The organism is Acidaminobacter sp., assembly GCF_030247605.1.
Lineage (GTDB): Bacteria > Bacillota > Clostridia > Peptostreptococcales > Acidaminobacteraceae > Acidaminobacter.
In genome coordinates, this window is the sequence record NZ_JAOTSB010000041.1 from 1 (window position 1) to 23078 (window position 23078).

Here is a 23078-nt window from a genome sequence, read left to right on the forward strand (position 1 = left end):
ATAGAGAAAGGGCCACACCTGTTCCCATCTCGAACACAGAAGTTAAGCCTTTCATCGCTGATGGTACTTGGGGGGCAGCCCCCTGGGAGAGTAAGTCGTCGCCGGGTAAATAAAAACGGACATTTGCGTCAAGCAAGTGTCTTTTTTTATTGCATAAATGAAGGCGGGGTCAGGAAACTCGGTGTCAGACACCCAGTTTCCTAAAAAAGAAACTGGGTGTCTGACACCGAGTTTCCCTCCTTTCTTCTTCCTTTTCTATTGTAGATCACCGCATATAGTGATATGATAGACGAGTAGATACAATATATAGTGGGAGGGTTTGCTGTGACACATTCTCATGAGTTTGAAACCTCATTGGAAAACCTGTTCGAACATGGACTTTCTTTCGATAAATTTCTTCAAAGCGCAGACGCGGATCAGAGAAAAGCAATCCTTGATATACTGGAGAAGACAGATTTTACTTGGATTGAAACCCCTGAAATGCCAATGCGCGTTCTGTTTTTTGGCGAAATGTGGTGTCCGGATTGCGTCATTAATGCCGCTGCGCTTGCAGGCATCATGAAACAGGTAAAAATATTGGAAGTCAGGGTACAGCCCAGGGATGGCAATGAAGAAGTGATTATGGGCCTCGGTGATGGCACCAAGGCGAGAATTCCTACCATTGTGGCGCTGGATGACCAGGGAAAACCAATGGGGGTATTTGTGGAGAGGCCAAAAGTTATCCGGGATTTGGAGCAATGTGAGGATCAGCTTAAGCGCATTGTGATGATGAGGGACTATCGGGCAGGGGGCTATGTTTTGGATACGGCGAGAGAAATAATGGAGATGCTGCGCATCTGAAGATTGCGTTCCCCATCCTAGAGTGGTACAATATCTAGTGTCTTGAAACGAAAAAAACAAATAGATATACAATATATAGATGATATAATACCTGCAGCTCATAGGGAGGAACCAGACGTGACAAAAGTAATGAAGCGGAACAAAGCAGTGGTTGAGTTCAAACCGGAAAAGATCCAAAGGGCAATTGAGATGGCAATGAAGGAAACTGAACTCGGCATTGATTCTGTGTTGAGCCTGGACATTTCAAAACGCATTGAGGCGGTTGCAGCAGGGAGCGGCCTCCCTATGGAAGTAGAAGAGATACAGGATTTGGTTGAGACTTACTTAATGGACAGTCCTCGCAAGGACGTCGCCAAGCAGTATATCATTTACAGAAATGAGCAGAGCAAGACCAGAGAGATCCGCAAGACGGACAGCCGCTTGCTGACAGACGAATTCATCAGCCGCTACAAGCACCTTGACAGTCCTATGAATCAGCTGGGGAGTTTCGTTTACTACCGGACTTATTCCAGATGGCTGCCGGAGGAAAAGCGCCGGGAGTACTGGTGGGAGACAGTTCGACGTTCTGTTGAATACAACTGCAGCCTGGTTCCAACGACCCGGGCAGAAGCGGAAGAACTCTTTGACAACATCTTCTACCTGCGTCAGTTTTTGTCAGGCAGAACCTTTTGGGTTGGGAATACAAGCGTTGCCAAGAATTATCCTATGGCGAATTTCAACTGTTCCTTCCAGATTATCGACAGCTTTGAGGCTTTCAGGGATGTCTTCTACCTTCTCATGATCGGCTCCGGCGTAGGTGTTAGAATTCTAAAAGAGGACATTGCCCAGCTTCCAAAGGTCCGTACGGATTTTGAACTGATCCACAAAGACTATAGCGCGATCTCAATGTCAGAGCGCGAAGATTCCACCAGCCTTGAGTATTTCTATAACCACACAGCAAAGATAACAGTGGGTGACAGCAAGGAAGGCTGGGTTCAGTCGATCGACTATTTCTTCAAGATTTTATACAGCAATGAGTACCGCAACATTAAGACGGTCATCATCGACTATGATCATGTGCGGCCTAAAGGCGAGAAGCTCAAGAGTTTCGGCGGTACGGCAAGCGGCCATATCAGCCTGAAGAATATGTTCGAGAAGATCAACAAAGCCATCAAGAAGGCTGGACTTCGTGACGGGGCGCTGGACGAAAGAAAGCGCGTCAAGCTTAAGCCGCTGGATTGCCTGGATATTGCCAATATCATCGGCGAAAATGTCGTGGTAGGCGGTGTCAGAAGAACGGCAGAGATTCTGTTGATCGATCAGGACGACGAAGAATGTATCGATGCTAAATCCAACCTGTACAAGCAGATTGATGGGCAGTGGGTTGTGGATAAGGATATTATTCATCGGCAAATGAGCAACAACTCAATCTACTATACGAGAAAACCGAGCCGTGAGCGCCTCAGATGGCAGATCGACCGCATGCGCTATTCCGGAGAGCCGGGCTGGGTCAACGCAGAAGCGGGCGCCAAGCGCCGACCAAACTTCAACGGGGTCAACCCGTGCGGGGAAATACTTCTGGATAACAAGGGCCTCTGCAACCTCACGACGGTCAACGTGTTCGCCTTTGTGCGGCCTGACGGCACACTGGATTACAACGGCCTGTTCAAAGCACAGCGTTTGTCCGCGAAGGCAGGCTACAGGATGACATGTGTTGAACTCGAGATCCCTACCTGGGACGCGGTTCAGCAGAGAGACAAGCTCGTCGGCTGTTCACTCACCGGGTGGCAGGATATGGTCAACGCGACCCAGATGACGGTTGAGCAGCAGGCGGATCTCCTTCGCAAGCTCCGCTCGGTGGCAAAGAAGGAAGTTGAGGTTTACGCGGTCGAATTGGGTGGTCGTGTACCAATCCTCGTGACGACCATCAAGCCTGAAGGAACTTTGAGCCAGCTGCCTACAGTCTCCAGCGGCGTTCACTTCTCTCACTCGCCGTACTATATCCGCCGCGTTCGGATCAGTGCGGATGATCCATTAGTTAAAGTCTGCGAGGAGCTCAATTATCCGGTGTTCCCGGAGGTTGGCCAGGATATGGAGACGTGTTCGACGAAAGTCATCGAGTTCCCGGTCAAGGCGCCTATCGGCAAAACCAAGTATGAGGTTTCGGCTCTTGAGCAACTTGAGATCTATAAACTCTTTATGGAAAACTATGTCGACCACAACTGTTCCATCACGATTCACGTCCGCAACCATGAGTGGGAAGCGGTAGAGGAATGGGTCTGGAACAATTGGGACGACGTCATGGCGCTGTCGTTCCTGTCCCTGGAGGACAACTTCTACGAGCTGCTTCCTTATGAAGCGATCGAGGAAGATGAATTCGACCGCCGTGTACAAGCCATGCAGCCTTTCAGGCCATCGCTCATCGCCAAATATGAAAAGCAGGAAACTGTCTTTGATATTGGCACGGATGGCTGCGAGAGCGGCGCGTGTCCGGTTCGCTAACACCTCTCTTTTATATAAATCCTTTTCCCCTGGCAAGCGGTTGCCGGGGGATTTTTTTGGATTGGAAAGAAGACAGAGCGAAAGACGGGGTGGAAGACAGAGTGGAAGACAGCGCGAAAGAGGGGGGCAATAGTTCATAGGCTCAGACATCCTTTTCTGCTTGGCACCGTCTTCCGTGAAAGCACTTGTCACTTTCGCGCAAAAGTGGTTCACTTAAGGGAGAAAGACACCAACAAGGAGGCATTTCAAATGCAGACATCATTGATCACCACCCAAATTATGGTTCAAAAGGCGCTGGAGCTCGCGGGTATAGAGACTCTGCCCTGCGATTCGCAGATCATCACACCCGGTACGGATGTCCGCCGCGTACTGTTCGGCATAGATATGGAAACCCAGGAGCTGCTGCTGGCAAAGCATCTGGGCTTCGACTGCGTCGTAAGTCATCATCCCCATGCAGGCAGTGCCATGATTGAATTCGCAAAGGTCATGGAGATTCAGATTGATAAAATGGTCGGCTTTGGCGTGCCCATCAACCGGGCGCAAAAGGCTCTCAGGAAAAAGCAGCTCAGCGTGGATATTGGCATGCATGTCAGCAACTACGACCGCACTGCCAGTGCTGCGAAGCTCCTCAATCTCGCCTACTTCAATGTCCACATGCCTGCGGACCTGATTACTGAGAACGAAGTCCAGGCCTTGCTGGATCAGCGCTTCGGCGGCGAGCCCAAGGCTACTCTTGGGGATGTGATGGACTTTCTCAAAGGCATGGAGGCCTATGCCAATGCCCCTGCCGGCCCTGTGATCCGAGTAGGTTCCGAAAAGGATTATGCCGGAAAAATCGCTGTTTTGATGGCGGGCGGCACGAACGGCGGAGCGGAGGTTTACAAGGCCTACTTCGACGCCGGCGTGGGGACGATCATTGCCATGCACATGCCTGAGGACGTCAAAAAAGCGGTTGAGGAACAGGGCTACGGCAATGTGATAATCGCAGGGCACATGGCGTCGGACTCAATTGGACTTCGCAAGATTGCAGAGGCCTGGAGGGGTATGGGGCTGGAGGTTGTCACCATGGCTGGGATTCTGGCGGTTTGAAGCTCAGGGGACCATCGGCAGAGCGCTTATTAAGGCTTTTGCCGATGGCAGCGGGGCCTTACACATTTTCTTGTAAAAATTATGGAGACGACGGGCAGATTTTCATTTTTTCTTCACAATTATGGCGTAAAGTTAGGACATGGCTCAAATAACTAATATCAGCGAGCCCGATTTTGACAATTTGTAAGGGGGCGTTGGCATGGCTACGGACACCAAGAAAACGACAGGCCGGAAAAAGGCAGCTAGAATCCGACCCTGGATTCAAGGATTTTTCTTTATATTTGTTCTGATCACCAGTCTTAACCATCTGCTTGAAGAAAGCGGGCAGTCGATCCCCTTCTGGCCTCAGGCGTCGCTGCACGCGATTTGCCCGTTTGGCGGGGTTGTGTCGATCTATCAGTTTTTAACGGTGGGTACTTTCGTCCAGAAGATTCACGAGTCAGCCTTTGTGCTGATGGCAGCGGCGTTCGTACTGGCGGTTCTGGCCGGTCCGGTGTTCTGCGGCTGGATTTGTCCCCTCGGGACGTTTCAGGAGTGGATTTCAAAGCTTGGAAGAAAGCTGACCGGGAAACGTTTTGACACCTACATACCGAGTAAAGCGGATCGTGTCCTGCGATACTTCCGCTATGTGGTTCTGGCATGGGTGATCTATCAGACTGCGGTCACCGGAAAACTCATTTTTCAGGATGTGGATCCGTACTTCGCGCTCTTCAACCTTTGGTCGGAGGAGCTCGCGCCTGCGGCCCTCGTGGTTTTGGGGGCGACGGCGCTCCTGTCTCTGATTACGGAGCGGCCTTGGTGCAAGTATGCCTGCCCTTACGGGGCGGTACTTGGGCTGTCCAACAAGATTCGGATATTCAGGATTCGTCGGGCACCGTCCACCTGTATTGACTGCGGGGCGTGTGACAGGGCTTGCCCAATGGGGATCAAAGTGTCAGGACTGGAGGTCGTCAAAGATCATCAGTGTATTTCCTGCCTGGAGTGTACATCGGAATATCATTGTCCGGTGCCTGCGACGGTAGAGCTCAAGGTTATGGGTGGTGACGCGAAATGAAGATGAGAGCCTGGATGCTTGGCGTTGTTGCGGTGGGCATTATGTTTGGGGCGGTTTTGATCTCGGATGCCCTCGGATATTGGCAAACAGAAAGTACGAAAACGCCGGCTGTGATTTCAACCGGGGAATTCGCCGGCAAAGCGGATCCGGCAGATATCCGCGGGTCTTACAGTTTCGGGGATGTGGAAGCGGCGTTTGACATCAAGTCAGAGGTATTGGCAGAGGCTTTTGGCGTCGATCCGGCGGAAGCTGAGGGCTTCCAGCTGAAATCACTGGAAACCCTGTATGTGGCCCTCGCTGAGGCGGGAACTGAGGTGGGAACGGGTTCTGTTCGATATTTTGTCGCTTTATACACCGGACTGCCCTATGAACTCACCGAAGAAGTGTATCTCCCTCAGCCGGCAGTGGATCTTCTGATCGAGGAAGGAAAAGTTGCGGGAGAGGCAGCGGAGGCACTGAAAGAAATTGCGGTCGAGATCCCGGCGGTGGAAACATCCGTGGAGGCGCCGGGCGAGAGTACCGCTGAGAGCGCCCCGGCGGCTGCCGTGTCGACGGGAGAAGCCGAAGGCGGTGTTGTGGCTGAGGACCTGGTGATTAAGGGGAAAACGACCTTTAGAGAGGTTCTGGACGCCGGCGTCAGCGAGGCTGAGATCAGGAGTGCGATTGGAGCTGAAATGCCAAATCCTCTCACGGTCATCAAGACATTCTGCACAGAGCAGGGTCTTGACTTTGAAGCGGTCAAGACGGTGCTTCAAGCACTGGTGGATGCCGAGTGAGGGTTCGCCGCTTTTCAGCTGACAGGGCGGGGGATTTCCTCATAAATTAAAGTAAAGAAAAAAGGCGCGGCTGCAGGCTGTCCCAAGACTGGACAACCTGCGTTCGCGCCTTTTCTTAATAAAACGAACGGTGCTGCTGCAAAACGAAATTTACTGGTTTTGCAACAGCACCTTTTATTTCAGCACTCACTTCATGAGTTCAAGAGGCTCACGGATATAGCGGCGCATGCCGTACTTTTCCTGAGAAACGGCCAGAGCCTCTCGAATGGCCTCCGGACGGTCCTCGAAGCTGCCGCCATCCGGAAATTCAATGCCGTGGCTGAAGGGACAGGTCGACAGGCAGATGCCACAGTCTGTCCCGAGGCTCCGCCAGCGCTCATAACAATTGTCGTGGTCGATCTTCCAGTAAGCCTGCCCTTCGTAGACCGCATTCTTCTCAAGGGGGATGGCTTTGCCCGGACAAGTCATTTGGCACTTTCCGCAAATTTCGCAGAATGCCTCAAGGCCAAAGGTATCCGGTGCATCCGAGGTGAGTTCGGCGTTCGTCGTGACAATGCCCAGTCTGACGCGTGGTCCGCTTTTTCGAGTCGTCAGAAGTCCCATGCGGCCTATTTCGCCCAGCCCAGCCTCCACAGCTACCAGCGGTGCGACCAGCAGATAGTTGCCGTCCATGTGGTTGCGCGATTCGTAACCGAGCTCTCTCAGCCAGTAAGAGAGGATCATGCCTGCAATTCCGGCTTTGAGATAGCCGGTGCTGGTTTCAATGACCTCCTCGAGCTGAGGGGACCGGTCGATCATGTCCTCGTTCATTTCAACAGTAAACGCTATGGCGTAAGTGTGGTCGAGAGCGACCGGCTCGCCGTAGTGCCCGGTCTTTCGACCGCGGTGTGAATAGAGGTGCTCGTCTTTCAGACGCGTAATCCCGACGTCCTGTACGCCCAGATGCTTGGACAGCGCCTTGATCTTTTTGGTCAGAAGTGCTGGATCGACCGGCAGTGGCGCTTCACGGCGCACGGCTTGTTCTGACAGGGGATTGACGTCGCCCAAAAATTTGAAAATCGCATCTGCCACAGGGCTCATCAGCGGATTCCAGGTCATAGTTCCCTCGGAACAAAGCTGCGGGAGGGACCGGATCCGCTGGTCCCGCTCGAGTTTTTCTGGATGTCTGAGATAATAGTCGTTAAAGACCTTGGAATTCTGTTCGTAGTTAAAGCGGGCAAAGGGGATATCGCGTTCATCAAAGCGTCTCATAGCTCTCCTCCATCATCTAACATTTTTATCATTATAACATTGGTGAAAGTTTGTTGGTAGAGACCGCAAATTTGGGTATAGACAGTGCATACTGATTTTTTACAATTATCTCAATATTAAAAAAATGAATAAATGAAAAAAAGGAATTCGAGAAGCAATGTAGAATGTAACACTTACGCACAAAATCCAACACATCAGAAAGCGGGGAGAATCACATGAAGAATTACAGTGTTGACAGAATTCGCAACGTTGCGTTGCTTGGCCACGGCGGCTGTGGCAAAACGACTTTGACGGAAGCGATTCTTTTTTCACTAGGCGTTACCAAACGCATGGGAAAAGTCACGGAAGGCAATACTGTTTCAGATTTTGACAAAGAAGAAATCTCTCGTCAGTTTTCAATTGGCACCAGCGTCATTCCTGTGGAATGGAATGAATCGAAGTATAACTTCCTGGATACACCGGGTTATTTTGATTTCGTCGGTGACCAGTTCAGTGCGCTGAGAGTTGCGGGCGGCGCGGTCATCGTCATGGATGCGGGCTCCGGCATTGAAGTCGGCACAGAAAAAGCCTGGACTTTTACCGAAAAGCGCAATATGCCAAAGATCATCTTCATCAATAAGATGGATAAAGAAAATATTGATTACGTCAAATTGATCCGGGATCTCAAGGATAAATTCGGAAAGAAAATCGCGCCGTTCTGTATTCCGCTGGGAGAAGACAATCAGTTTAAAGGCTTCGTCAATGTCGTCGATCTGATTGGCAGAGAATACACCGGCAAGGAATGTATTGACATTTCCGTACCCGCTGACATGGAGCCGCGCATCAAGCCGTTCCGCGACATGATCATTGAATCTGTCGCTGAAAGTGATGAAGAGCTCATGGAAAAATATTTCGGCGGTGACGAGTTCACTACGGAAGAGATTCACGCCGGCCTCAGAAAAGGCGTCATCAACAACGAAATCGTCCCGGTTCTGATTGGTTCTGCTGAAAACAGAATCGGTATTCATACATTGCTCAACATGATCTATGATTACCTTCCAACGCCAAAAGATCTGGATGGGGGCGTTACCGTAGGCGTCAATCCTTTGACCGGAGAAGAAGTCTCCCGTAAGGTGGATGATACTGAGCCGGTGTCGGCATTCGTCTTCAAAACCATTGTCGACCCGTTTGTGGGTAAGATTTCTCTATTCAAAGTCTATTCCGGCAAGCTCAAGCGCGACCTTGAACTCCTCAACGCCAACAAGGAAGAGACAGAGAAAATAGGTCCTGTCTTCCTGATGAGAGGCAAAAGCCAGCTGGAAGTCGATCACATCAATGCCGGTGATATTGGGGCAACCGCGAAGCTGACTTTGACGGAGTCCGGCGACACCCTTTGCGACAAGAATCAGCCTATCAAATATAGCGGCATCAATCTGCCTAAGCCATGTCTGTTTATGGCAGTAGAGCCGAAGGCCCAAGGCGACGAAGAGAAAATCAGCGCCTCCCTGCAGCGCTTGTCTGAGGAGGATCCGTCCTTCCTCGTCAGCAGAAACAATGAGACGAAGCAGCTGCTGATTGGCGGCCAGGGCAACATGCAGCTTGGCATTATCGTCAACAAGCTCAAAAATACCTTTGGCGTTGACGTCAATATGGTCGACCAGAAGATTCCTTACAGAGAAACCATAAAGGGCAATGTCACCGTTCAAGGCCGACACAAGAAGCAAACGGGCGGCGCAGGTCAGTTTGGCGACGTCCACATCAAGTTTGAGCATTCCACAGAGCCTTTCATCTTTGAAGAGAAGATTTTCGGCGGATCAGTGCCAAGGAACTACGTACCGGCTGTTGAAAAGGGCCTCCGGGAGGCTATGGAAAAAGGCATCCTGGCTGGGTTCCCGGTTGTCAACATTAAAGCGACACTGGTTGACGGCTCCTACCATCCGGTGGACTCCAACGAGATGGCCTTCAAACTGGCGGCACACATCGCATTCAAGAAAGGCATGGAGATCGCTCAGCCAATTCTTCTTGAGCCTATCATGCGCATAACCATTTTTGTGCCGGATGAATACATGGGCGACATCATGGGTGACATGAACAAGCGCCGCGGACGCATTCTCGGCATGGAGCCGGACGAAATGGGCTACCAAAAGGTCTATGCGGAAGCGCCTGAGGCGGAAATGTTCAAGTACGCCACAGACCTCAGATCCATGACCCAGGCACGCGGCTACTTCAGCATGGAGTTCAACCGCTATGAGGAAGTGCCAATGCAGCTGGCCATCAAGATCGTCGAGGAATCCAAAGCCGAAAAGAATAATCACTAAGACGCAAACCACAAATCACAAAGACCGTCGACAAAAGTCAAAAGCGGGGTCCCTTAATCTGGATCCCGCTTTATTTTTCGACTGCAGACAGGTTATAATATAAGAGGCGGGTCTCAGTCAAGCCCGCCTTAGGAGGAACTTATGTCTAAAAATAAAACCATCCATGTCTGTCAAAATTGCGGCGCACAGTCTCCAAAGTGGGTCGGACGCTGCACGGAATGCGGTGCCTGGAACAGCTATGTCGAAGAGTACGTCCGCGCAGAGTCTCCCAAAACCACTGCCCAGGGACGCATCTCAGATTCCGCGAAACCTGTCAGGCTGATCGACGTGTCCGTGGATCGGGAAGACCGTTATACTACCGGCATCCTTGAACTGGACAACGTGCTGGGCGGCGGCGTCGTCCGGGGCTCCCTCGTCCTTGTGGGCGGCGATCCCGGCATTGGCAAGTCGACCATGCTGATTCAAATGGCAGACAAGATTGCTTTTACAAAGAAAAAGGTCCTCTACGTCTCCGGAGAAGAGAGCGTCAAGCAGACCAAACTCAGGGCAGACCGGACGGGCGTTGCTTCGGAATCCCTCTATATTATCTCTGAAAACGATCTTGAAGCCATTATGAACACCGTGGACGCCCTGAAGCCGGATGTGCTGATCGTGGACTCCATTCAGACCATGTTCCGTTCGGACATACAGTCGGCGCCCGGCAGCGTCTCCCAGGTCAGGGAGTGCACCGCGTCCCTGATGAAGACAGCGAAGCGCGAGGGGCTCTCCACCTTTATTGTGGGCCACGTCACCAAGTCCGGCGCCATTGCGGGGCCAAAGGTTCTGGAGCACATGGTGGACACGGTCCTCTACTTCGAGGGCGAGCGCTTCAATACTTACAGACTGCTGCGCTCCGTCAAGAACCGCTTTGGCTCGACGAACGAAATAGGCGTCTTCGAAATGACGAATCAGGGACTGATTGGCGTCTCCAATCCGTCAAAGCTGTTTATTTCGGAAAAACGGGATGAAGCCTCCGGCTCCGTGGTCGTTGGCACTATGGAAGGGACCCGGCCCATGCTTGTGGAAATCCAGGCCCTCGTCTGCCATTCCGGCTTCTCTGCGCCACGCAGAACGGCTATAGGCGTCGATTACAACAAGGTGATCATGCTGATCGCCGTACTCGAGAAAAAAATTGGCATGCAGCTCCAGGACCAGGACAGCTATATCAACGTGGTAGGCGGCATCCGCATAGACGAACCCGCCGCGGACCTGGGCATCATCATTGCGCTGGCGTCGAGCTTTAAGAATATAGTGATCAACCCGGAGATGATGTTTTTTGGCGAGGTTGGCCTCACCGGTGAGGTTCGCAATGTCGCCCATGTGCAAAGCAGGATTTCTGAGGGTCAGAAGCTCGGATTCAAGACCTTTGTCATTCCCGCCGGAAATCTCGATGGCCTTGAAAAACCGGCGCCGGGCGTTCAGATCGTGGGCGTCAGGACGGTTGAGGAAGCGCTGGACGCGACGCTGAGGTGATGGTTGGTCAACACTTCCAAAGGAAAAAAGAAGGTGCCGCAGCTGCCGGTCGGGGACGACCGGGGGCTGGGGCACCTTCTTTTGACGTTTCGTTTAATACAGGCTGTAAGGCCCGAGTGTCTTGATGCGGTTATATTCGTTGAGAAAAGCATCATAGAGGCTGATGTTCAAATGGTTGCAAAGCGCAGCCAGGTAGAAGAGGTGTGAGCCGATCTCCCGGTCAATTTTGTCGCGGCAGACTGGGCAAATTTCGCCGGAGAGCTCAGTGCCGGCATAATTCTTGATATCCAGATAATCGGCATCCTCAGGGAGATCTTGTTTCTCGGCGTGAAGCTTCAGACAGCCGCAGGATGTGATGGTTTTTACGGCAGCGCGGTTGATGCGCGCGTTTGACTCATCAAGCTTCGTGATGATGTCAAGCAAGCTGTTGTGACGGATCAGAACCTCCTGAACGGTATTCTGAAACTGATCATAAATAATGTCGCTCATGCGGATCACCTCAATATTCTGCACCTGTTGGTTTGTTTGATTCAATTCTAGCACAGGTCGCCGCCATAGTAAAACTAAAATGGCAAACAGATTCCCGGACCTTATGCTGCCGATGGTCACCTTTCCACACGCGCCGCCGCTGCAAAGGTGAGATTCTATGTAAATATTAAAATCCTGTAATTGACATTTGCTTTGTTGCTATGATAGAATATTAAATTCGATTGACCGCGACTCGTATTATGTTGTATAATAGCCTTAGGGTCACAGATCCGGGAGGTGGAAAAATGTTCAGAATTGGCGATAAGGTCGTTTATCCAATGCATGGCGCCGGCATTATTGAGGGCGTAGAGGAAAAAGAGATCTTGGGTGAAAAGCGAAAGTATTTTATACTGAGATTGCCGCTCAAAAACATGAAGGTCATGCTGCCGGTCGACAATGTCGAAACCATCGGCCTCCGGGAAATTATTCAGGATGACGCTATTGACGAGGTTTTCAGCGTTTTGAGAGAAGAGGGCGTTGAACTGCAGCAGAACTGGAACAGGCGCTACAGGAACAACATGGAGAAAGTGAAGTCCGGTGACATATTTGAAGTTGCCATGGTCGTCAGAGATCTGATTCACATGGAGCGTGAAAAGGGATTGTCCACCGGTGAAAGAAAGATGCTGAACAACACCAAACAGATACTTATCAGCGAAATTGTGCTGGTCATGGAGCAGGATGAAAAGGCTATCGAGAAAATGATAGAGACCTCGGTGCATTAATCACATAGAGCTGCTTAGGCGTCGCCATTTAGGGGGCGCTTTTCCACGTCTGAGATAATGTTTGGGACACACTTTAACTTGTCTTCTTATTTAGGCACAGCAAAGTTTGTTAAAATATGTTAAACTTTCGTTACAATCTGAAAAACAAATAGTGGGACTTAGAATGGATATGTTAGTATAAATAAAGTATATTCGTTTTTGTTCCATTATTATAAAAAATGCAGAGAGGAGGTTGGAAATGCTTAAGAAAATTATTCGCGCTGCCCTGACGCTGCTCGGCGTCTCCGGTGGCTACGCGCTAGGCGTATTAATGCTCAATTTTGAATGGCTGCGGACCGCTTTTAATTACAATCCGTCTGATATGGCATTTAAGGTCATATTTTCAACGGTTGTCGCACTTATAATCGGTTTTATCCTTTATATGCTATCGCCTTACCTGATCCGCAGATTTATGGGCGTTGCCAAGCACACAGAAAAAGAACTGGAAAAAATTCCGGCGAACCAGATGCTCTTTGGTTCGGTAGGACTCATTCTGGGACTCATGATCGCCTATCTGATCAACGGGGCAATCAACAATATTCCCATTCCTTTTGTAAGCGGGTTCTTGTCCATTTTGGCGTATATTTTCCTGGGATACCTGGGCGCCAGACTCGCGACAAAAAATATGGCGGATCTTTCGAGGCTGCCAGACATGTTTCGCCGCACCGGATCCAAGTCGTCCGGGTCTAAAGACCAAGGGGGGGCGAAGCCTAAAATACTGGACACCAGTGTCATAATTGACGGGCGAATCGCAGACATTTGCAAGACCGGGTTTGTCGAAGGCCCTATTATCATTCCGGAATTCGTTCTAGAGGAACTGCGCCACATTGCAGATTCATCGGACAGCCTGAAGCGAAACCGCGGCAGAAGAGGCCTGGATATTTTGAAGGTCATCCAAAAAGAAATCAATATCGAAGTCAAGATCGTCTCAACCAATTTTGAGGATGTCAGTGAAGTCGACATCAAGCTGCTCAAACTTGCCAAGCTGATCAACGGCTTTGTCGTTACAAATGACTATAATCTGAATAAGGTCGCTGAGCTGCAGGATGTTCGGGTTTTGAACATCAATGAGTTGGCGAACGCCATCAAACCAGTGGTTCTGCCGGGTGAGGAAATGGTCGTCCACGTCATCAAAGAGGGAAAGGAGTCCAATCAGGGCATCGCCTATCTCGACGACGGTACCATGATCGTTGTCGAAGGCGGAAAGCGCCACATCAATGAGACCCTCGAGGTACTTGTGACCAGCGTGCTGCAAACCGCGGCCGGTCGTATGATTTTTGTCAAGCCTCTCTAAGGGGTGAATGAAATGATAAGAGTGGATCAGAAAACAGCAGCAATAGTGGCGGCGGCCGGAATGGGTACTCGAATGGGCGCCGGGATCAGTAAGCAAAGGATGCGCCTCGGCGGGAAGACGATTCTTGCGCACGCAGTAGAGCGGCTGTGCGCCTCCGGCATGATCTCGGAGTGCGTTGTCGTCGTCCCGGCGGGAGAATTGGCGCTCTATGAAGACCTCGTCCGTCAGCTGTGCAATGAGGAAGACGTACCCATTCAATGCGTTGAAGGCGGAGAGAATCGAATGGCTTCGATTCGGAGGGGTCTTGAGAAACTCTCCGAAGAAGCGTCACTCGTTTTGATCCATGACGGTGCGCGGCCGTTTGTCAGTCTGGACACCATTCGCGACTGCGTCGATAAAGCGGCGCAAACCGGCGCGGCGGTGGCGGCAGTGGCGGCCAAGGACACCATCAAGGTCGCAGCGGCAGACGGCGTGGTAGAATCCACTCCGGACCGCAGCCGATTATTTCTCGTCCAGACGCCCCAGGTCTTCAGGCGGGATTGGCTGGAACAGGCGCATCGACTCGCGGAGGAAAACGGGTGGGACGCAACGGATGACAGTGCGCTGATCGAGCGTCTGGGGCATCGGGTATACCTTGTGAAAGGCAGTTATTTCAATCTGAAGATCACCACGCCGGAAGACATGGTCATGGCGGAAGCGATATTGGCGGCGATTGCCCCTGCCATCGGCAAAAGCACTTCAAAGGAGCAGGGGGGAACGGTTTGAAGATCAAAACAGGCATTGGTTACGACGTCCACCAGCTGGTACCGGGCAGGAAACTGATTCTGGGCGGCGTGGAAATTCCCCACGAAGTTGGTCTTCTCGGCCACTCGGATGCCGACGTGCTGACACACGCCATCATGGATGCGCTACTTGGCGCGGCGGGGCTGGGTGACATTGGCAGGCATTTCCCGGATACAGACCCAGCCTATCGCGGGATCTCAAGCCTGAAACTGCTTGAGCACGTCATGGCGCTGATTCGTGAGAAGGGATACAACGTGGGCAACGTCGACGCGGTTATTGCGGCGCAGCGGCCAAAACTGCTCCCATTCATGGCGCTCATGAAATCGGCGCTCGGGCCTATCCTTGGACTGAAAGATGAGGATTTGAATCTCAAGGCGACTACAACGGAGCGGCTCGGCTTTGAAGGCCGGGAGGAAGGCATCTCGGTGACGGCAGTCTGTCTTTTGGAAAAATCGAGGGAAAGAGCCCTCTAAAATTTCCGTTGACAGCTTCAATTTTTCTATTATATAGTGTATGTCAGGAATATAATGATAAGGCGTTGAAGAGAACCAGTAAAAGTTTGCTATGCTGCACAGAGAGAGTCTGATTGGTGAAAAGACTCCGGCCGGCGCTTTGAACCTGTCTTGGAGCCATGCTCTTGAAAAGCACGCGGCCGGCGCGTTACAGCCGGGACAAGTGAACACGCCGGGGCCTGCGAGCCCGCAATGCCGGCTGTGTTAATTAGAGTGGTACCGCGGATTCCGCCTCTAGCTTAAGAGGCGGTTTTTTAATTTTTTGACAAAGATTCATAGGAGGCTCATCATGGCAAAGAAAGAAATGGAATTTGTAAAAGAAATTACGCGCATGGAGGACGACTTCGCTCAGTGGTATACAGATGTTATTCTGAAGACAGAACTGGTGGATTATTCTCCTGTCAAAGGATTTATGGTCATTCGCCCTTATGGCTACGAGATCTGGGAGAACATCCAGGCTTTCCTGGACAAGCGGTTTAAGGAAACCGGCCACAAGAATATGTATTTTCCGCTGCTGATCCCCGAGAGCCTCCTGAACCGTGAAAAAGAGCATGTCGAGGGCTTTGCGCCTGAGGTTGCCTGGGTGACCCACGGCGGCAAGGAAGAGCTCGCTGAGCGCCTTTGTGTGCGCCCGACCTCCGAGACCATTATCTGCTCTATGTACTCCAAGTGGCTTCAGTCTTACAGAGAACTGCCTTACCTCTACAACCAATGGTGCTCCGTTGTCCGCTGGGAAAAGTCGACGCGGCCGTTCCTGAGAACCTCAGAGTTCCTCTGGCAGGAAGGTCATACCCTTCATGAGACCTACGAAGAGGCACAGGACGAGACGATTCAAATGCTGAACATTTATCGCCAAATGGCGGAAGAGCTCCTCGCGATTCCAATGGTTTCAGGCCGAAAAAGCGAAAAGGAGAAATTTGCCGGCGCTTATGCCACTTATACCATTGAAGCATTGATGCATGATGGCAAAGCCCTTCAATCCGGAACCTCCCACAACCTGGGTCAGCACTTTACCAAGGCTTTTGAAATTCAGTACCTGGGAAGAGGCGGGGAGCTGGAGTTTCCGTTCCACACCTCCTGGGGCGTCTCAACGCGCCTGATCGGAGGCTTGATCATGGTTCACGGAGACAACCGCGGTCTGGTCATGCCGCCGCGCGTCGCGCCAACTCAAGTTGTGATCATTCCTATTGCCCAAAACAAGCCAGGCGTCCTCGACAAGGCCTATGAGCTCAAAGCGGCGCTGGTTGAGCGCGGCATTCGCGTTGAACTGAATGACGACACCAACTATACACCGGGCTGGAAGTTTAATGAATACGAAATGAAAGGCGTGCCTCTCCGTATTGAGATTGGCCCGAGAGACATCCAAAACAACCAGGCTATGGCAGCCAGACGCGACACCCTCGAAAAAGCGCCAATGTCTCTGGACGGTTTTGCTGACAACGTCGCCGGTATGCTGGACACCATCCATAATGCCATGTTTGAGAAAGCGAAAAAGCATCGCGACAGCATGACCTTTGTCGTAGATGACTATGAAGAATTCAAGAACCGCATGGCGACGACAGCCGGCTTCGCGAAGGGCATGTGGTGCGGTGAGCGTGAATGCGAGGACAAAATCAAGGCGGATACAGCGGCGACCATTCGCTGCATGCCGTTTGAACAGGAAGACCTCGGATCCGTCTGCCACTTCTGTGGTAAACCTGCTAAGCACATGGTCTACGTAGCAAAGGCGTATTAAGATGGACGGGGACGCAAAAGGTCTCAGGGGTGGCCTGGAAACTCAAAACTACCGCCTTGTGACCCATCGCAGCTGTGAATTCTTTCCCTGTCATAAAGGTGTGCCTGAAGACACTTATAATTGTCTGTTTTGCTTCTGCCCGCTTTATCTTTTGAAGGATCAGTGCGGCGGCAATTTCAGATATCTCAAGAACGGCGTCAAGGATTGCACCAACTGTTCAGTCCCTCACGGTCCGGACAGCTATGACAGGATTATGGAAAAGATGGGCCTGGTCATGGAAGGCGCGAAAATGCTGCCGTAAGACCTCTAATTATGATATGATTAAGGAATCGAAATCAGATAAAATCAGGAGGGATGACCATGACGGTAAGAGTGCGCTTTGCGCCGAGTCCGACAGGCTATGTCCATATTGGCAGTCTTAGAACTGCGCTGTATAATTTTATGTTCGCAAAAAAGAGCGGCGGCAAATATATTCTCAGAATTGAGGATACCGACCAGACTCGCCTGGTTGAGGGCGCTGTCGAAGGGATGCTGACCGCTATGGACTGGGCTGGGCTTCATCATGATGAAGGCCCGTTCCTCGAGGCAGGCACAGTTGTGCAGAAGGGCGAATTCGGTCCGTACGTCCAGTCTGAGCGTCTCCACATCTACAGACAATATGCAGAGACGCTGCTCGAAACCGGCCATGCTTACCCTTGCTTCTGCAGCAAGGAGAGGCTGGATGACCTCAGAGAAACTCAAAAAATCGAGGGCAAGATCACGCGCTATGACGGCCTTTGCCGTTCCATTCCTTTAGAGGAAGCCCGCCGCAGAATTGAAAATGGCGAGTCGCACGTCATCCGCCTCAAGCTGCCGGCTGATCTTGATATCACCTTTGAAGACATTGTACGCGGCCGCGTGACCGTTAATACGAATGACATGGACGATCAAGTGCTTATGAAAGCAGATGGTTTTCCGACCTACCACATGGCCGTCGTCATTGATGATCACAATATGGGGATCACGCATATCATACGCGGTGAGGAATGGCTGCCGTCCACGCCTAAGCACATCTTCCTGTATGACGCATTCGGATGGAAAGCGCCGGAACACGTTCACCTTCCAAATATCCTCAATCCAGACAAGAAAAAACTGAGCAAACGCCAGGGAGACGTCGCCGTTGAGGACTTCCAGCGCAAGGGTTATCTCCCTGAAGCACTGGTCAACTACATCGCTCTCCTGGGCTGGAGTCCAGAGGGCAACGAAGAAAAGATGTCCATGGCTGAAATGGTCGAGAAGTTTTCTTTAGAGCGCGTGTCCAAATCCGGTGCTGTCTTTGATGTCCAAAAATTGAACTGGATGAATAGCCTTTATATTAAGGAAATGCCGCTGGAGACACTGGTAGATTACTGTATGCCATACTTTATAGAAAAGGGCTATATCGATCCGGGCTGTGAGCACGGTCGGGCTTTTGCGGCTGACATCGTACGCATTTCGAAGGATTCCATGAATTACCTGGCGCAGTGCACCGATCTGGTGCCGCTGTTCAAAGCTAAAACTGTCGAACCGGAAGACGAGGAAACACTTGAAATGCTGAAGCAGCCACATGTGGTGGAGATGCTGGGTGTCTTTAAAGGCCTGGTTGAAGCCGTTGATGCAGTGGATCCTGTGTTTGCCAAACAAGTGTTCAAGGATGTCCAGGCGGCGACCGGCATTAAAGGGAAGGCGCTCTTCATGCCAATCCGCGCCGCGATTTCCGGACAGCTTCATGGACCTGAAATGGTGGATCTGATGACGATCCTTGGGAAAAAACGCCTGATTTCAAGGATTGAAGACGCTATTGCAAGACTTTCGTAAAGGGGTGAAGATCAGATGAAGCTGTACAACAGCCTTACCCGAAAAAAGCAAGAGTTTGTCCCCATTGAAGAAGGCAAAATCCGCATGTATGTCTGCGGACCGACTGTCTATAACTTTTTTCATATTGGCAATGCGAGACCTTTCCTGATTTTCGATACGTTCAGACGCTATATGGAATACAGGGGCTATGAGGTCAATTATGTCCAGAACTTCACGGATGTCGATGACAAAATCATAAAACGTGCCCAGGAAGAGGGGCAGGACAGCCTTGAAATCAGCGAAAAATACATTGAAGAATACTTCAAGGACGCTGACGCTCTGGGCATTCGCAGGGCAACACATCATCCTAAGGTGACGGATACCATTCCGGACATAATCGCCTATGTCGAAAAGCTGATTGAAAAAGGCAACGCCTACGTTTCAGGCGGGGATGTGTACTATGACACGTCTACATTTGAGACATATGGCAAGCTTTCAGGACAGAGCCTTGACGATCTTGAGGCAGGTGCGCGGATTGAAGTCAATGAACAAAAAAAACATCCTTCCGACTTTGTTCTCTGGAAAGCTAAAAAGCCGGGTGAACCAAGTTGGCCAAGTCCGTGGGGCGAGGGCCGCCCGGGCTGGCACATTGAATGCTCTGTCATGAGTACGAAATTTTTAGGTGAAACCATTGATATTCACGCTGGCGGACAAGATCTGATTTTCCCTCATCATGAGAATGAGATCGCTCAAAGTGAAGCCTACTCAGATAAGCCTTTCGCGCATTACTGGATGCATAATGGCTATATCAATATCAATAATGAAAAAATGTCCAAGTCCAAAGGAAATTTCTTTACGGTTCGGGATATCCTCGCGCAATATGAAGCGGAAGTGCTGAGATTTTTCATCCTCTCGGCGCAGTACAGAAACCCTATCAATTTCAGCGAAGAGCTCATCATGCAGGCTTCCAACGCCCTTGAGCGCCTTTACAACGCCAAGGAGAATCTGCTTTATGCCATGGAAACCGGCGGGGAGGCACCGCTGACAGTCACGGAGATTGAAATCCTCTCTGGACTGAGACGCCACAAGGAACGCTTTATTGAGGCCATGGATGACGACCTCAATACCGCAGACGGCATTTCGGCGATCTTCGAACTCGTCCGAGATATCAATACCAACCTTCAGGATGCACCTACCCGTACTTTTGCTGAGAATGCCTATAAACTTCTGATGGAGCTCGCCGGCGTTCTGGGGATCCTGGGCAGAGAAAAGGGCGGCCTTGACGCACAGGTTGAGTCCATGATTGCCGAGCGCCAGGAAGCCAGAAGGAACAAGAATTTCGCCAGATCTGATGAGATCAGGGACGAACTTAAAGCTATGGGCATAGTGCTCGAGGATACGCCTCAGGGTGTAAAATGGTCAAAAGTCAAATGATGAGAAATAAAAGCGAGTCTGCCGGGAATCCCGCCCGGCAGACTGTCGAAAATCTGTGTGAAGTGGGAAACGGGGCAGAAGTAATGGAAACCATCGGCAGCATGAAACGGTTTTTGGGGTTGATGGGCATTACCGAAAAAGAGATTAGAGACCTGAAGATGGCCAATCCCCTGGTGCTTGCGTTTATAGGGGACGCGGTCTATGAACATTACGTCCGCATGGCCGTGATTCATAAAACCAGAGGCGGACTTCATCTGCTGCACCGTCAGTCTACGCGTTATGTGCGAGCAACGGCGCAGGCGTATGTTGTCAAGAATCTGGAGAACTTTTTGACGGAAGAGGAACGCGACATGATTCGAAAGGGGCGCAACCAGAAGGGCCACAGCGCGCCGAAAAATACTCAGACCTCAGATTACCGTCTGGCGACCGGCTTTGAAACGCTGATTGGCTATCTGAGCCTCAGAGAGGATTCAAAGCGGCTGGAAGAGGTCATTGCTAAAGCCATGGAAATCATCGACCAGTGCTCGGTCCAGCCTGCTAAGGTGACGCACGGTGCTGAAGCAGCTGATGAGGAGCGGCAGGTATGAAAAAAACTCTGACACGTTATGAAAAAGCGTTGATTCTACTTTTGGCGTTTTCACTGGCGCTGCTCGTCGTCAAGTCTGCTTTTTTTGATTCTGTTGATATGCAGGCGCCTGAGGTGGAAGCCTTTAGGCAGGAAACTGTAGACTCCCTCGAGGTGCCTCCGTTTAAAATTGTCAGAATGGTCAAGTTTGAGGAGATCGTTTCTGAAGGTCAGCCGGCGTACAAAGGAAAATTCAGGAAATATCTGTTCGGGGTTATGCCTTATGGCGACTATATCGCCATTAAAACCATCCAGACGGGAGGAAATCCATAATGCATGTTGAACTTTTGGCGCATACGCCGGAACCTGAAAGGGTTGTTGCGGCAGCGGCCAAACTGTGTTACTCGAGAACCGGCGCGTCTGATTTGGCGGATACCCTTGATCCGGAATCAATCTCGAAGTTTTTGACGATTCTTGGGGAACTCGGTCACGAATCCCCAATTGAACACATGTCCTTTACCTTTGCTGTTGAAGGCGTCAGCCGGGTGCTGACCCATCAGCTGGTAAGGCACAGGATCGCGTCTTACTCGCAGCAGTCCCAGCGCTACGTCCGGCTCGATCATTTTGAGTACATCACACCTCCGGAAATTGCCCGGGATGAAGCGGCCGCCATGTTGTTCCAGGCGTCCATGACAGCGGCTCAAAAGGCTTATGATGAGCTGGTGGAGATCTTGAAGCCCAAAATAGAGGCCAGGATGCTCGCTGAAGGGGTTTCTCCCAAGAAGGCGGCATTAAACGCTGAAAAAGCAGCCATTGAGGATGCGCGGTTCGTTTTTCCCAATGCCTGTGAGACAAAAATCGTCGTGACTATGAACGCGAGAAGTCTGATGAATTTCTTCAGGCATCGCTGCTGTGAGCGCGCTCAGTGGGAAATCAGGGCATTGGCGACAGAAATGCTCCGTCTGGTGAAACAAGTGGCGCCAAATGTCTTTGCGGGCGCCGGACCGGCTTGTGTCAGCGGGCCTTGTTCGGAGGGCGTCATGACCTGCGGGAAAATTGTGGAAATTCGCGAAAAATTTAAACATTTGTAAGTTGGAGGCGCTATGAGCGATATTATTGAGGGCCGCAATCCGGTCATAGAAGCATTAAAGGCAGGCAGAGAAATTGACAAGATTCTCGTCGCGGAAGGCGCGGCAGAAGGCTCTGTCAAAAAAATTCTCGCCATGGCGAGTGAAAAGAATATTGTTATTCAGAAAGTCGCGCGGGCCAAACTGGATCAGATCTCGACCTCGGACAGTCATCAGGGTGTGATCGCTTATGTCGCAGCCTATGATTATTCGGATCTTGAAACGGTCCTCGACCAGGTTGAAGCACGGGGTGAGAAGCCGTTTGTCATTTTGTGCGATGAGATTACAGACCCTCACAATCTCGGGTCCATTATTCGGACCGCGGACGCGGTAGGCGCTCATTGCGTTGTAATTCCAAAACGGCGCTCTGTTGGCTTGACGGCAGTCGTCGCCAAGACCAGCGCAGGGGCTCTTGAATATGTGCCGGTCTGCAGAGTGACGAATCTAAGCCAGAGCATTGAGATGCTTAAAAAGAGAGGGCTGTGGATCGCGGCTGCTGAAATGGAGGGCAATGTCGCCCATTTCGAGGCAGATCTGACAGGAAGCATCGCCCTTGTCATAGGCAGTGAAGGTCAGGGCATCAGCCGCCTGGTCAAGTCTCACTGCGATTTTCTCGTGCAAATTCCCATGAAGGGAAAAGTCTCTTCGCTGAATGCCTCTGTGGCAGCTTCCATTCTGATGTATGAAGTGTTCAGACAGCGCTATGGAAAACAAACCTAAGTCCCCAAAACAAAACAAAAGGCTGATAGGGAGACATAAATTCTTGATGCTGGATGGCTACAACGTCATTCACGCTATAGAACGCTACAAATCGCTGTCCAGGGAGTCCCTTGAATCTGCCCGTTACGCGCTTCTGGATGATCTTGTCGATTACCAGGCGTTCACTGGGGATGCGGTGGTGGTTGTCTTCGATGCGTACACCGCCAAGGGCAAAAAGATCAAGCGCGAGATGTTCAAAGGGGTAGTCGTGATCTATACTAAGGAGCATCAAACGGCAGACAGCTATATTGAATCGGAAGTGGAACGTTTAGTTCAAGATCCAAAGCATCTCGTTCGCGTAGTCACTTCGGACTGGGCGGAACAGCAGCTGGTCATGGGGAGCGGCGCGGTCAGAATGACGCCGCGCGAGTTCCGCTTTGAACTGGAACGGGTACGGCAGGCAATTCAGGAACGCCTGCCCAAGCAGGTTAAAACGGGGGATTCTATAGAGGCGCAGCTTTCCGG

At 51.1% G+C, this 23078-nt stretch carries 22 protein-coding genes, 1 rRNA gene and 1 other annotated feature; of the genes, 21 read left to right on the forward strand and 2 right to left on the reverse strand.

The genetic code is table 11. The annotated features are described in order from the left end of the window. The 6 genes from rrf to OEL90_RS13830 all read left to right on the forward strand — a co-directional run. A 5S ribosomal RNA gene (rrf, locus tag OEL90_RS13805) occupies positions 1-107 on the forward strand; the annotation flags it as partial. A 217-nt stretch (positions 108-324) separates the two neighbouring features. Further along, on the forward strand, positions 325-840 hold the full coding sequence (locus OEL90_RS13810) for a thioredoxin family protein (protein ID WP_291400536.1): 516 nt from the start codon (positions 325-327) through the stop codon (positions 838-840). A 117-nt stretch (positions 841-957) separates the two neighbouring features. Next, positions 958-3321, forward strand: coding sequence for a ribonucleoside-triphosphate reductase, adenosylcobalamin-dependent (gene nrdJ / locus OEL90_RS13815; protein ID WP_291400533.1), 2364 nt, complete (start codon positions 958-960; stop codon positions 3319-3321). A 249-nt stretch (positions 3322-3570) separates the two neighbouring features. Continuing rightward, positions 3571-4410 (forward strand): hypothetical protein, encoded by an 840-nt coding sequence (locus tag OEL90_RS13820; protein WP_291400531.1) that lies wholly within the window; start codon positions 3571-3573, stop codon positions 4408-4410. Between the two features lie 199 nt (positions 4411-4609). Then, positions 4610-5464, forward strand: coding sequence for a 4Fe-4S binding protein (locus OEL90_RS13825; RefSeq protein ID WP_291400530.1), 855 nt, complete (start codon positions 4610-4612; stop codon positions 5462-5464). Further along, on the forward strand, positions 5461-6240 hold the full coding sequence (locus OEL90_RS13830) for a hypothetical protein (RefSeq protein WP_300689507.1): 780 nt from the start codon (positions 5461-5463) through the stop codon (positions 6238-6240). The genes OEL90_RS13825 and OEL90_RS13830 overlap by 4 nt, the downstream gene beginning before the upstream one ends. A 186-nt stretch (positions 6241-6426) precedes the next feature. On the opposite strand, the gene OEL90_RS13835 is transcribed toward OEL90_RS13830, so the two are convergent. Continuing rightward, complete coding sequence (locus OEL90_RS13835; RefSeq protein ID WP_300689510.1) at positions 6427-7491, reverse strand: 4Fe-4S dicluster domain-containing protein; 1065 nt, start codon at positions 7489-7491, stop codon at positions 6427-6429. 215 nt (positions 7492-7706) lie between these two features. Here OEL90_RS13835 and fusA point away from each other — a divergent pair, with 215 nt between their 5' ends. Both fusA and radA read left to right on the forward strand, forming a co-directional pair. Then, positions 7707-9788: an elongation factor G gene (gene fusA, locus OEL90_RS13840; RefSeq protein WP_291400523.1), complete on the forward strand. Its 2082-nt coding sequence runs from the start codon at positions 7707-7709 to the stop codon at positions 9786-9788. Positions 9789-9929: 141 nt separating this feature from the next. Further along, positions 9930-11300, forward strand: a complete 1371-nt coding sequence (gene radA, locus OEL90_RS13845; RefSeq protein ID WP_300689514.1) for a DNA repair protein RadA — start codon at positions 9930-9932, stop codon at positions 11298-11300. Positions 11301-11393: 93 nt separating this feature from the next. On the opposite strand, the gene OEL90_RS13850 is transcribed toward radA, so the two are convergent. After that, positions 11394-11789: a DUF1573 domain-containing protein gene (locus OEL90_RS13850; protein ID WP_291400519.1), complete on the reverse strand. Its 396-nt coding sequence runs from the start codon at positions 11787-11789 to the stop codon at positions 11394-11396. 284 nt (positions 11790-12073) lie between these two features. On the opposite strand from OEL90_RS13850, the gene OEL90_RS13855 reads away from it, so the two are divergent. From OEL90_RS13855 to OEL90_RS13915, 13 genes are all read left to right on the forward strand, one after another. Next, positions 12074-12550 (forward strand): CarD family transcriptional regulator, encoded by a 477-nt coding sequence (locus OEL90_RS13855; protein ID WP_291400517.1) that lies wholly within the window; start codon positions 12074-12076, stop codon positions 12548-12550. Positions 12551-12788: 238 nt separating this feature from the next. Continuing rightward, positions 12789-13883 (forward strand): PIN/TRAM domain-containing protein, encoded by a 1095-nt coding sequence (locus OEL90_RS13860; protein WP_291400515.1) that lies wholly within the window; start codon positions 12789-12791, stop codon positions 13881-13883. A 12-nt stretch (positions 13884-13895) separates the two neighbouring features. After that, entirely contained in the window at positions 13896-14648 is a 753-nt protein-coding gene (ispD, locus tag OEL90_RS13865; RefSeq protein WP_291400513.1) for a 2-C-methyl-D-erythritol 4-phosphate cytidylyltransferase, read from the forward strand. A gap of 2 nt (positions 14649-14650) precedes the next feature. After that, positions 14651-15139, forward strand: a complete 489-nt coding sequence (ispF, locus tag OEL90_RS13870; RefSeq protein WP_300689532.1) for a 2-C-methyl-D-erythritol 2,4-cyclodiphosphate synthase — start codon at positions 14651-14653, stop codon at positions 15137-15139. A gap of 56 nt (positions 15140-15195) precedes the next feature. After that, positions 15196-15417 (forward strand) — a binding site (T-box leader). A 50-nt stretch (positions 15418-15467) separates the two neighbouring features. After that, the gene (gene proS / locus OEL90_RS13875; RefSeq protein WP_291400511.1) at positions 15468-16913 is read left to right on the forward strand and encodes a proline--tRNA ligase; all 1446 of its coding nucleotides are present in this window, start codon (positions 15468-15470) and stop codon (positions 16911-16913) included. A 1-nt stretch (position 16914) separates the two neighbouring features. Further along, positions 16915-17214, forward strand: a complete 300-nt coding sequence (locus tag OEL90_RS13880) for a cysteine-rich small domain-containing protein (RefSeq protein WP_300689522.1) — start codon at positions 16915-16917, stop codon at positions 17212-17214. Between the two features lie 59 nt (positions 17215-17273). After that, positions 17274-18749, forward strand: a complete 1476-nt coding sequence (gltX, locus tag OEL90_RS13885) for a glutamate--tRNA ligase (RefSeq protein ID WP_291400507.1) — start codon at positions 17274-17276, stop codon at positions 18747-18749. Positions 18750-18764: 15 nt separating this feature from the next. Continuing rightward, positions 18765-20162: a cysteine--tRNA ligase gene (cysS, locus tag OEL90_RS13890; protein WP_291400505.1), complete on the forward strand. Its 1398-nt coding sequence runs from the start codon at positions 18765-18767 to the stop codon at positions 20160-20162. Further along, on the forward strand, positions 20159-20749 hold the full coding sequence (locus OEL90_RS13895) for a Mini-ribonuclease 3 (RefSeq protein ID WP_300689527.1): 591 nt from the start codon (positions 20159-20161) through the stop codon (positions 20747-20749). Before cysS ends, OEL90_RS13895 begins: the two co-directional genes overlap by 4 nt. Beyond that, the gene (locus OEL90_RS13900) at positions 20746-21060 is read left to right on the forward strand and encodes a hypothetical protein (protein WP_291400501.1); all 315 of its coding nucleotides are present in this window, start codon (positions 20746-20748) and stop codon (positions 21058-21060) included. The genes OEL90_RS13895 and OEL90_RS13900 overlap by 4 nt, the downstream gene beginning before the upstream one ends. Continuing rightward, positions 21060-21818, forward strand: a complete 759-nt coding sequence (gene thyX / locus OEL90_RS13905; RefSeq protein WP_307731029.1) for an FAD-dependent thymidylate synthase — start codon at positions 21060-21062, stop codon at positions 21816-21818. Before OEL90_RS13900 ends, thyX begins: the two co-directional genes overlap by 1 nt. A gap of 12 nt (positions 21819-21830) precedes the next feature. Next, a complete protein-coding gene (rlmB, locus tag OEL90_RS13910; RefSeq protein WP_291400499.1) occupies positions 21831-22574 on the forward strand; it encodes a 23S rRNA (guanosine(2251)-2'-O)-methyltransferase RlmB in 744 nt (247 codons plus the stop codon). A 46-nt stretch (positions 22575-22620) separates the two neighbouring features. After that, on the forward strand, positions 22621-23078 hold a 458-nt coding region (locus tag OEL90_RS13915), incomplete at its 3' end, for an NYN domain-containing protein (protein WP_300689529.1).